General features: G+C 63.4%; 9 protein-coding genes. 6 read left to right on the forward strand and 3 right to left on the reverse strand.

The features are described 5' to 3' along the window. Window positions 1-33 precede the first annotated feature (33 nt). From AC09SL_RS07100 to AC09SL_RS07125, 6 genes are all read left to right on the forward strand, one after another. The gene (locus tag AC09SL_RS07100) at window positions 34-1200 is read left to right on the forward strand and encodes an MFS transporter (RefSeq protein WP_058546330.1); all 1167 of its coding nucleotides are present in this window, start codon (window positions 34-36) and stop codon (window positions 1198-1200) included. Between the two features lie 456 nt (window positions 1201-1656). Then, window positions 1657-2328 carry a GntR family transcriptional regulator gene (locus AC09SL_RS07105; RefSeq protein ID WP_058545651.1) on the forward strand — a complete coding sequence of 224 codons (672 nt, stop codon included), beginning with the start codon at window positions 1657-1659 and terminating at the stop codon, window positions 2326-2328. A gap of 112 nt (window positions 2329-2440) precedes the next feature. Then, window positions 2441-3373 carry a 4-hydroxyproline epimerase gene (locus AC09SL_RS07110; protein WP_058545652.1) on the forward strand — a complete coding sequence of 311 codons (933 nt, stop codon included), beginning with the start codon at window positions 2441-2443 and terminating at the stop codon, window positions 3371-3373. Further along, window positions 3370-4485 carry an NAD(P)/FAD-dependent oxidoreductase gene (locus AC09SL_RS07115; protein WP_058545653.1) on the forward strand — a complete coding sequence of 372 codons (1116 nt, stop codon included), beginning with the start codon at window positions 3370-3372 and terminating at the stop codon, window positions 4483-4485. Before AC09SL_RS07110 ends, AC09SL_RS07115 begins: the two co-directional genes overlap by 4 nt. Before the next feature lie 227 nt (window positions 4486-4712). Further along, the gene (locus tag AC09SL_RS07120) at window positions 4713-4949 is read left to right on the forward strand and encodes a 2Fe-2S iron-sulfur cluster-binding protein (RefSeq protein WP_058545654.1); all 237 of its coding nucleotides are present in this window, start codon (window positions 4713-4715) and stop codon (window positions 4947-4949) included. Then, window positions 4946-6202 carry an NAD(P)/FAD-dependent oxidoreductase gene (locus tag AC09SL_RS07125; protein WP_058545655.1) on the forward strand — a complete coding sequence of 419 codons (1257 nt, stop codon included), beginning with the start codon at window positions 4946-4948 and terminating at the stop codon, window positions 6200-6202. The genes AC09SL_RS07120 and AC09SL_RS07125 overlap by 4 nt, the downstream gene beginning before the upstream one ends. Before the next feature lie 46 nt (window positions 6203-6248). Here the strand turns inward: AC09SL_RS07125 and AC09SL_RS07130 are convergent, their stop codons facing one another. The 3 genes from AC09SL_RS07130 to AC09SL_RS07140 form a co-directional block, all read right to left on the reverse strand. Beyond that, on the reverse strand, window positions 6249-7604 hold the full coding sequence (locus AC09SL_RS07130) for an MBL fold metallo-hydrolase RNA specificity domain-containing protein (RefSeq protein ID WP_058545656.1): 1356 nt from the start codon (window positions 7602-7604) through the stop codon (window positions 6249-6251). 101 nt (window positions 7605-7705) lie between these two features. Then, on the reverse strand, window positions 7706-8596 hold the full coding sequence (locus tag AC09SL_RS07135) for a universal stress protein (RefSeq protein WP_064106808.1): 891 nt from the start codon (window positions 8594-8596) through the stop codon (window positions 7706-7708). Between the two features lie 66 nt (window positions 8597-8662). Continuing rightward, entirely contained in the window at window positions 8663-11035 is a 2373-nt protein-coding gene (locus AC09SL_RS07140; protein WP_064106807.1) for a phosphoketolase family protein, read from the reverse strand. Between the last annotated feature and the right edge of the window lie 13 nt (window positions 11036-11048).

The following is an 11048-nucleotide window of genomic DNA, read 5'->3' on the forward strand; positions in this document are numbered from 1 at the left end:
CGGGACTTCATGCACTTCCCTTAAGGAACACCCTTGAACCCACAGCATCGACATTCCTGGGGGCTGGCTTTCGGCCTTTGCCTGATCACCCTTGCGGTCAACCTGCAGGCGCCGCTGTACACCACCTACGCGCAGTTGTCCGGCTACGGCGTCGGCGCCACGGCGGTGGCGTTTTCCGGTTATGTGCTGGGCGTGCTTCCCGTCTTGCTGGCGTTCGGCGGGCTGGCCGACCGGGTGGGACGCAAACCGTTGATCCTGGTCGCCCTCGGGCTGTCGATGCTGGCGACCCTGGTGACGCTGCTCTGGCCAAGCCTGGAGGCGCTGGGTGTGGCGCGCCTGATGTTGGGGGTCGGAACAGGACTGGCCTCGGCCACATCGACCGCCTATATGACCGAGCTCATGGCAACCCGCGATCCCCGCTCGCCGGCCAACCGGGTCACCGCCAGCACCTCCCTGGGGTTTGGCCTGGGCGCGGCGTTGACCAGCCTGTTCCTGTTGGTCCACCACAGCGCCACGCCCGGCAGCTTCTGGTTGCAATTGATGTTGGCCGCCATCGCGATCGTCGTGGTCTGGCGGCTACCGGACCCGGCGCTGAAAATCAAAGACGCACCGCTGCTGCGCCTGCCTTTGTTTCCCGCCGGCAGCCTGCCCTACAGTTTTTCCATGCTGCTGGCCTGGGCGACCTCGGGCCTGGTCATAGCCATATTGCCATCGGTGCTGGCGACCCATGATTTGCAACGTTGGTCGGGCCTGTCGACCTTCACGGTCATCAGTTGCGGCCTGCTCTTCCAGCCCTGGGTTCGGCGCATGCAGCCGGCCAGGGCCACGGGTTTGGGCCTGTTGATCCTGCCCGCGAGCTACGCGTTGCTGGCCTGGGGCGCGAGCGCCGGCTCCCTGCTCGCCGTATTGCTCGGAGCACTGGGCGCCAGCAGCGCTTGCTACGGTTTCCTGTACCTGGGCGGGTTGTCAGCCGTCACAGCCATGGCCGGCACGGAAAAGGCCCGGGTCAGTGCCGGATTCTTCCTGTTCGCCTATGTCGGGTTCAGCATCCCGGTGGTGGTGACCGGGTTGCTGGCCGATCATTTCGGCGCTGACGTGGCATTGATCGTCTTCGGCCTGGCGCTGCTGGCGGGGGCGTCGGTCACCGGATGGCGGATCGTCCGGACAGAGACTTACGTGAGCCACCTGTCCCACAGCTGAACACCCCCCCTGGCAATAGATGCTGCGTAGGAGCTATAAGAATTGTGTAGGAGCTGCGTAGGAGCTGTGTAGGAGCTGTCGAGTGCAACGAGGCTGCGATCTTTCCCCTGCCAATTGAGTCTTGAGCGAACGATCAAAAGATCAAGATCAAAATCAAGATCAAGATCAAGATCAAGATCAAGATCAAGATCAAGATCAAGATCAAGATCAAGATCAAAATCAAAAGATCGCAGGCTTCGCCAGCTCCTACAGAGGCCTACCGTATGAGCTGTAGGAGTTGTGTAGGAGCTGTCGAGTGCAACGAGGCTGCGATCTTTCCACTGCCAATTGAGTTGTGAGCGAAAGATCAAGATCAAAAGATCGCAGGCTTCGCCAGCTCCTACAGAGCCTCCCGGGGACACCGTGCCCGGCAAAGTCGTATACCATATCCCCACCTAAGCCGAACGACCCGCCGCCGTGACTTTATCCAAGTTCAACCTGCCTGACCTGGGCAACACCCCTTCCACCTCGGAAATCATCACCCGCCACCTGCGCGATGCCATCGTGGCCGGGCACTTTGCCGAGGACGAGCCCATTCGCCAGGATGACATCGCCCGGCAGTTCAACGTCAGCAAGATCCCCGTGCGCGAAGCCCTCAAGCGCCTGGAGGCCGAGGGCCTGGTGATGTTCCAGCGCAATCGTGGGGCGATGGTGACGCGCATTTCCGAGGCGGAGCTGGCGCAGATGTTCGAAGTGCGGATGCTGCTGGAAGACAAAGTGCTGCGCCTGGCGATTCCCAACATGACCGAAGCCACCTTCGCCCGCGCCGAAAGCATCTGCCGGGAGTTCGTCGGTGAAGACGACGTCGGGCGCTGGGCCGAGCTGAACTGGCAACTGCATGCCTGCCTCTACGAACCGGCGCAACGGCCCTTCATGGTGGGTTTGATCCGCTCGGTGCACGACAAGCTGGAGCGTTACTTGCGCATGCAGATGAGCCTTTCGGCGGGCAAGGACCGCGCCGATCACGAGCACCGGGAAATCATCAAGGCCTGCCGCGCCGGTGATGTCGAGCGCGCCGTGATGCTGCTGGACGAACACATCGCCGGGGTTTGCGAGACGTTGTTCAAATTCCTGCCTTCAAGCCATTGATGGATCGGCACTGTGCCGATTTCGTCATCGGCGACAGATAAATCCATCAAGCCGTCGCCCCCCGGCGCGGGCCACGCTTGCCGTCACTCATCTGAACGGACGTGGCCCTCCCATGAAACGCATCACCGTGATCGATTCCCATACCGGCGGCGAACCGACCCGACTGGTCACCGACGGTTTTCCTGACCTGGGCCAGGGCAGCATGGCCGAGCGCAAGCAACGCCTGGCCACGGAACACGACGCCTGGCGCACCGCCTGCGTGCTCGAACCCCGGGGCAGCGATGTGCTGGTGGGCGCGTTGCTCTGCGAGCCGGTGGACCCCAGTGCCTGTGCCGGCGTGATCTTTTTCAATAACAGCGGCTACCTGGGCATGTGCGGCCACGGCACCATCGGCCTGGTGGCGTCACTGGCCCACCTGGGCCGGATCGGCCCCGGCGTGCACAGCATCGAAACCCCGGTGGGCACGGTACAGGCCACCTTGCACGAGGACCGCTCGGTCAGCGTGCGCAACGTGCCAGCCTATCGTTACCGCAAGGCACTGGCCCTGGAGGTGCCCGGCATCGGCCAGGTAGTGGGCGATGTGGCCTGGGGCGGCAACTGGTTTTTCCTGATCGCCGAACACGGCCAGCGCGTGGCCGGTGATAACCTCGACCGGTTGACCGCCTACACCTACGCCGTGCAGCAAGCCTTGGAGCAGCAAGGTTTTCGCGGCGAAGACGACGGCCTGATCGACCACATCGAACTGTTCGCCGACGACCCGCAAGCCGACAGCCGCAACTTCGTGCTCTGCCCGGGCAAGGCCTATGACCGCTCCCCTTGCGGCACCGGCACCAGCGCCAAACTGGCGTGCCTGGCGGCCGATGGAAAACTGCAACCCGGCCAGATCTGGCGCCAGGCCAGTGTCATTGGCAGCGAGTTCGAGGGCTCCTATGAGCACTCGGGCGAGCGCATCGTGCCGACCATTCGCGGTCGTGCCTACATCAGCGCCGAAACCACCCTGATCATCGAGGCGGATGACCCGTTCGCCTGGGGCATTCGTCCGTGAGCAACGGCCATGTCGCCGACGTGATCATCATTGGCGCGGGCATCATCGGTGCGGCCTGTGCCCAGGCGTTGGCCCGACGCAACCTCAACGTGTTGGTGCTGGACGCCGGTTGGCACGGCGCCACGGCGGCCGGCATGGGGCATCTGCTGGTGCTCGATGACAACCCGGCGGAGCTGGCCCTCAGTCAATATTCCCTGCAACGCTGGCGCGAACTGGCCCCGGCCCTGCCCGACGGCTGCGCCTGGCGCAACAACGGCACTTTGTGGCTGGCGGCCAATGCCGAAGAAATGGCGGTGGCCCATAGCAAATACCTGAACCTGCTGGCCCATGGCGAAGCCTGTGAACTGATCGGCCATGCCACCCTGCATCAGCGCGAACCCGAACTGCGCCCAGGGCTGGAAGGTGGGCTGCTGATCAAGGGCGATGGCATCCTCTACGCCCCGGCAGCCGCGCGCTGGATGCTGGACGCGCCCAACATTCGCCAGCAACGGGCACAGGTCAGCGAAGTCGACGGTCATCGCGTGCGCCTCGACGACGGTCGCTGGTTGAGCGCCGAAGCGGTGATTCTCGCCAATGGCATCCAGGCCACTGAATTGTGCCCGGAACTGCCGATCGAGCCGAAGAAGGGCCACCTGCTGATCACCGACCGCTACCCCGCCACCGTCACCCACACCCTGGTGGAACTGGGCTACGTCACCAGCGCCCATAACGCCAGTGGGCCGTCGGTGGCATGCAATATCCAACCACGCCCGACCGGACAACTGTTCATCGGCGCCTCGCGGCAGTTCGGCACCGTGGATCCGCAGGTGGAAGGCTGGATGCTGGCGAAGATGCTCAAGCGCGCCGTCGAATACCTGCCAGGGTTGGCGCATCTGAACGGCATCAGGGCCTGGACCGGTTTTCGCGCAGCAAGCCCCGACGGCTTGCCCCTGGTGGGCCAACATCCGCAGCGCCAGGGGCTGTGGCTGGCGGTGGGCCACGAAGGCCTGGGCGTCACCACGGCGCCGGCAACGGCCGACCTGCTCGTCGCGCAGCTGTTCGACGAAACTTCACCACTGGCCGCGCAGCCTTATCTGCCGCAGCGTTTTTTGGGAGAACCGGCCCATGCCTGAAGCCCGACGCACATCCCCAGTGGCGAGGGAGCTTGCTCCCGCAGGGCTCTGTAGGAGCTGGCGAAGCCTGCGATCTTTTGATCTTTCGCTTGAGATTCCAGCTATCAGGAGAAAGATCGCAGCCTCGCTCCGCTCGACAGCTCCTACAGGCCCAGCGGGAGCTAGCTCCCTCGCCACAGGTTCGGGGTGCGCTTCTGACATCCGCTTAGCAAAGGAGGATTGGCCCCATGCCTGACTTGTTCCTGGACGGCCGCCCGCTGTCAGTCGCCAACGGCACCAGCGTCGCGGCGGCATTGGCGTTGGGCGCCGATGGTTGCAGTCGCACCTCGGTCAGCGGCCAGCGCCGTGCGCCCTTGTGCGGCATGGGTATCTGCCAGGAGTGCCGGGTGTTGATCGACGGCCGTCGGCGCCTGGCCTGCCAGACCCTGTGCGACGACGGCATGCAGGTGCAGACCCGACCATGAACGAAGCCACCGACCTGCTGATCATCGGCGCCGGCCCCGCCGGCATGGCCGCCGCCCTCGCCGCAGCCAGCAGCGGCGCGCGCATCGTGCTGCTGGACGACAACCCGCTGCCCGGCGGGCAGATCTGGCGCGACGGCCCCCAGGCCAACCTGCCCAGCGCCGCCCGACGCCTGCGCGAGCAACTGCAAACCTGCGCCAACGTACGCTGCCATGCCGGCACTCGGGTGATCGCCTGCGCGGCGGATAAAACCTTGCTGGTGGAAGATGCCGAGCGCGGCTGGCAGATCACCTACGAGCGCTTGATCCTCTGCACCGGTGCCCGTGAGTTGCTGCTGCCGTTTCCTGGCTGGACACTCCCCGGCGTGACCGGCGCTGGCGGCTTGCAGGCGCTGATCAAGGGGGGCTTGCCGGTGCGCGGCGAACGGCTGGTGATCGCCGGCAGTGGTCCCTTGCTGTTGGCCAGCGCCGCCACGGCAAAACATCAAGGCGCACAGCTGTTGTGCATCGCCGAGCAGGCCAGTCGCACCGCCGTCGCCGGTTTCGCCGCGCAATTGCCACGTTGGCCGGGCAAATTTGTCCAATCGCTCAGTCTGTTCGACCGACACTACCGCACAGGCACCCACGTGCTGGAGGCGCTCGGTCGGGAGCGGCTCGAGGGCGTGCGCCTGCTGCAACAAGGCAAGACGATTGAGTTGGCCTGCGACCGGCTGGCCTGTGGCTTCGGGCTCATTGCCAATACTCAATTAGGCCAGGCCCTGGGCTGCGCGGTTGAAGACCAGGCGCTGGCGGTTGACGCCTGGCAAGCGACCACTCGCCATGAACATTACGCGGCAGGCGAATGCACCGGTTTTGGCGGCAGCGAACTGGCGCTGGTAGAAGGCGCCATCGCCGGCCATGCCGCCGTCGGCAATAGCGCAGCCGCCCGGCACCTGTGGCCGCGCCGCACTCGTTGGCAGGGTTTCGCCGGGGCATTGAACAAGGCCTTCGCCCTCGATCCACGGCTCAAGACACTGGCCCGCTGCGATACCCTGGTCTGCCGCTGCGAAGACGTGCCATATGGCGAACTGGCCGGCCACGAAAACTGGCGCCAAGCGAAGCTGGCAAGCCGCTGCGGCATGGGTGCCTGCCAGGGCCGGGTGTGCGGCGCCGCCCTGGAACACCTGTTCGGCTGGACACCACCGGCGCCCCGTCCACCTTTCAGCCCGGCGCGGATCGACACCTTGCTGAACCTGGAACAGCCCCCACCTACCTGAACCCGACTCTAACCCCCTTGTGGGGCTTGCTCGCGAAGGCGGTCGTTCAGAGTTCCACGCTATCGCGGTACTCCGGCACCGATACCGACCAACCCAATTCGTCGCGAATGCGATGGCGCAAGACATCGGATGCATTGGGCTCGCCATGCACGACATAGGTGTGCCGGGGGGGTGTCTTGAAGCCGCGCAGCCATTGCATGATTTCGTCAGCATCGGCATGGGCCGACAGCGTTTGCATGGACACCACTTCGGCATTGATCGGCACGTCCTTGCCATGGATGCGCACCGCAGGTTCGCCCGCCACAATCCTGGCGCCTCGCGTACCGCCTGCCTGGAAACCGGGCATCAGCAACGTGTTGATGGGGTTGGGCGCCAGGCTCTTGAGGTGATGCAGCACCCTTCCCCCCGTAGCCATGCCACTGGCGGCGATGATCACCGCCGGGGTGCGTTGCAGGTCCAGGGCCATGGAGTCCTTGACCGAGCGCACCGGATGGGCGATGTGGCACATGCCCTCGCACTCTTCCTTGGAGAGGCGATGCTCGTCGCCAAAGCGCTGGTACAACCGGGTGACGTCGATGGCCATGGGGCTGTTGAGATAGATCGGGATATCGGGGATCGCCCGACGTTGCTTCAGGCGATACAGGTGGTACATCAGCAACTGGGCACGGCCGACCGTGAACGAGGGCACCAGGGTGATGCCACGGCGCAGCGCGGTGCGGGTAATGACATCGGCCAATTGATCTTCGGGCAATTGATGTGGGTGCCGACGGTCGCCATAGGTGGACTCCACCAACAGGACATCCGCCTGCTCGATGGTCTGTGGCGCGAACATCACCGGATCCTCGGGTCGCCCCAGGTCCCCGGAACAGACCAGCGTCACCCCACCGGCCTGGACCTGTACCGTCGCGGCCCCCAGGATATGCCCGGCGCGACGCAGCAGGATGGAGATACCCCGGGCGATCTCCACCGGGTGTTCGAAGGCAATCGGGCGCAGCAGTTTCAGCGCGCGTTCAGCGTGTTCGCGGGTGTATAGCGGGAATGCCGGCGTGTGTTTGGAAAACCCCTTGCGGTTGGCGTATTCAGCTTCTTCTTCCTGCAGGCGGGCGCTGTCGCGTAGCAGGATCTTCACCAGCTCGCAGGTCGCCGGCGTGGCGTAGATGGGGCCGCGATAGCCATTGCGCGCCATGACCGGCAAGTACCCGCTGTGGTCCAGATGAGCGTGGGTCAATACGATCGCATCCAGGTCGCGCATCGGCAGTTCGAAGGGATCCCAGTTGTGCAGGCGCAACTGCTTGTAGCCCTGGAACAGGCCGCAATCGATCAGGATGCGCTGTTCGTCGTGTTCCAGCAGGTACTTGCTGCCGGTAACGGTGCCTGCGGCCCCGAGAAATGTCATGCGCATGGCGGTGCTCCTGGGCAATCGATGGAATAGCTATTGGTCGCATTGTTTGCCCAGGCGGGCTTTGATTCCCGTCAATCACTTAGCCGCCAGGGCCCATTTCGTCAGACCGCCAGGACACTGCACTGCACCTGGTACAGGATGTGTTCTGTCGTACTGCCCAGCAGCCCAAACGGATCATGGTGCTGGGATCGGCCCATGACGATCACATCCACGTCATGCTCCAAGGCAAATTCACTGAGCGCCGAGACCGGATGCCCCAGCAAAAACTGCCGGCGCTCGGCAGGCACGCCGAACAGGTTGGCCAGTTCCAGGAAGGATTTTTCCAGGCTGCGGCGCAGTTCCTTGCTGAGCTGCGACAGCGACAACTCGCCGCTCCCCACATCGCCCAGGTGGACCGAAGACACCTCGAAGGCGTGAACCAGATGCAACTCGGCGTCGCATTGCAGCGCCAGGCTCAGCGCCTGGCGAATGATCCGGTCGTTGAGCCCGCTGTTCTGTGCAAATGCACTGGAAGGGTCCACTGCCGCGACCACTTTGCGCGGCAAAGCGTGACCGCCAGCGCCCACCATGTACAACGCAACGGGGCACTTGCGCAGCAGGTGCCAATCCAACGGCGTGTAGAACGCGCGCTTGAGCAGGGATTCATGCTGGACCTGTTTGATCAGCAGGTCGGGGTGGAACTGCTCGACGTGTTGCAGGATCCGCTCACGCATGGCATCGGCCCACGCCACTTCCGTGGTGACCCGCAGCCCTCGACGACGCATTTTGTCGGCTTCTTCCTCCAGCCAATCACGCTGGTCCTGGAAATAGTTCTGGCGCGCGTCTTCGCGAGGCGCCTCTTCAAGCAACGACAGAATGTCCAGCGAGGGTATCAACGCGATGACATGCAAATGCGCCTCGCTGGCGGCCGCCAGGGCGGCGGCGTGATGAAGGGCGGGAGAATGTCGTTGTGCCGGGTTGAGGATCAGCAACAGGCGTTGGTACTGGCTCATGATGGATCTCCAGGGTCGGGCTCGGACGCCGCAGTGCAGCGTCGATGCCGTGATGGTTGCTGGCGGTCATGGCGGCGTGGGCGTCCAGCGCCAGTCCAGGACCTCGGGCAGGTCCTGCCCATGCTCGATGACGTAGAGCTGGTGCCTTTCCATGGTTTCCCAGTATCGATCACGGGCGCTGTCCACCAACGGCTGCAGCCGTGGTACCCGCTGGATAACGTCCAGGGCCAATCGATAACGATCGAGCTGATTGATCACCACCATGTCGAATGGCGTGGTGGTTGCGCCCTGCTCCATGAAGCCGTGGACATGGAAGTTGTCGTGATTGTGGCGCTTATAGACCAGCCGATGGATCAGCGACGGATAGCCATGGAAGGCGAAGATCACCGGCTTGTCCACGGTAAACAGTTCGTCGAACTCCGCATCCGACAATCCATGGGCATGTTGTTGCGGCGGTTGCAGCACCATCAGGTCCACCACATTGATGACCCGTATGCGCAGGTCCGGCACGTATTGGCGCAGCAAGGTGACAGCCGCCAGGGCTTCGAGGGTCGGTACATCACCGGCACAGGCCATGACCACATCCGGGTCATCATCGTCCTTGCAGGCAAAGGCCCAGCGGCCAATGCCGACCATGCAATGGCGAATGGCCGAGTCGATGTCCAGCCACTGCCACTGGGGTTGTTTACCGGCCACGATCACGTTGATGTAGTTGCGGCTCTTGAGGCAGTGATCGGTCACCGACAACAGGCAATTGGCATCAGGAGGCAAGTAGATACGCACCACGTCGGCGCTTTTGTTCGCCACAAGGTCGATGAAGCCTGGGTCCTGATGGGAAAAACCATTGTGATCCTGACGCCAGACGTGGGAGGTGAGCAGGTAATTGAGCGATGCGATCGGTGCGCGCCACGGCACCTGGGCAGCGGTCTTGAGCCACTTGGCGTGCTGGTTGAACATCGAGTCGACGATGTGAATGAACGCTTCATAGCAGGAAAATAACCCATGGCGACCGGTCAGCAGATACCCCTCCAGCCAGCCTTCGCACACCTGCTCACTGAGTATTTCCATTACACGTCCTGCACAGTCGAGGTTGGTATCCCCCGCTTCCAGCGCAGCCATCCAGGTCTTGCCACTGACTTCGTACACTGCATCAAGGCGATTGGAGGCGGTTTCGTCGGGGCCGAACAGACGGAAATTGCCGGCCTTGAGGTTGTGCTTCATCACATCGCGCAGCAATGTGCCCAGCACGCGGGTGCCTTCGGCCTCCACGCCACCGGGCGCGGGGAGCTGTACGGCGTAGTCGGTGAAACGAGGCATCTCCAAGGGCTGCAGGAGCAAGCCACCATTGGCATGGAGGTTGGCGCCCAGACGCCGATGGCCGGTCGGCGCCAGCGCGGCAATCTCGGGCAGCAACGTGCCGTTGGCGTCGAACAACGCTTGCGGCTGGTAGCTTTCGAGCCACTGCTGCAGTTGCGTCAAATGCTGGGGCTGCTCAAGGTGACACAGCGGCACCTGGTGGGCGCGCCAGGTACCTTCGACCTGCTGGCCATCGACAAATTTGGGGCCGGTCCATCCCTTGGGCGTGCGCAATACCAGCATCGGCCAGAGCTGACGCTCCGGGGCAGGCCCCGTCGAACCTGTCCGGGCCTTGCGTTGGATCTCACGAATCTTGAGCAGCATGCTATCTAGGGTGCTGGCCAGCAACTGATGGACGGCGAACGGGTCGTCGCCTTCGACGAAATAGGGATCGTAGCCGTAGCCGTACATCAGGGCGGACAGTTCATCCTCACTGATGCGCGACAACAACGTAGGGTTGGCGATCTTGAAGCCGTTGAGATGGAGGATAGGCAATACAGCGCCGTCGCGCGCGGGGTTGAGAAACTTGTTGGAATGCCAACTCGCCGCCAGCGTACCGGTTTCGGCCTCACCGTCACCGATCACGCAAGCCACGATCAACTCGGGATTGTCGAACGCCGCCCCGTAGGCATGGGCCAGGGAATATCCCAGTTCCCCACCCTCGTGGATGGAGCCGGGTATCTGCGCCGAGACATGGCTGGACAACCCATATGGCCAGGAAAACTGCCGGAACAGGCGCAGCATCCCGTTCTCATTCTGCTCGACGTCTGGATAACACTGGGTGAAGCTGCCCTCCAGGTAACTCTGGGCAACAATGGCCGGGCCGCCATGGCCGGGGCCCGTGACCAGGATCATGTCCAGGTCGTGGGTCTTGATCAGGTGATTGAGGTGCACATAGATCAGGTTCAACCCCGGCGTCGTGCCCCAGTGACCGAGCAGGCGCGGCTTGACGTGGCCATTTTGCAGCGGCTTGCGCAGCAACGGGTTGTCCTTGAGGTAGATCTGACCCACGGCCAGGTAATTGGACGCTCGCCAGTAGGCGTCAATGCCTTCCAGTTGGTCGGGGCTGAGAAAATCGCTCATCACGTCCTCCGTA

Source organism: Pseudomonas sp. PF05, from assembly GCF_056521845.1.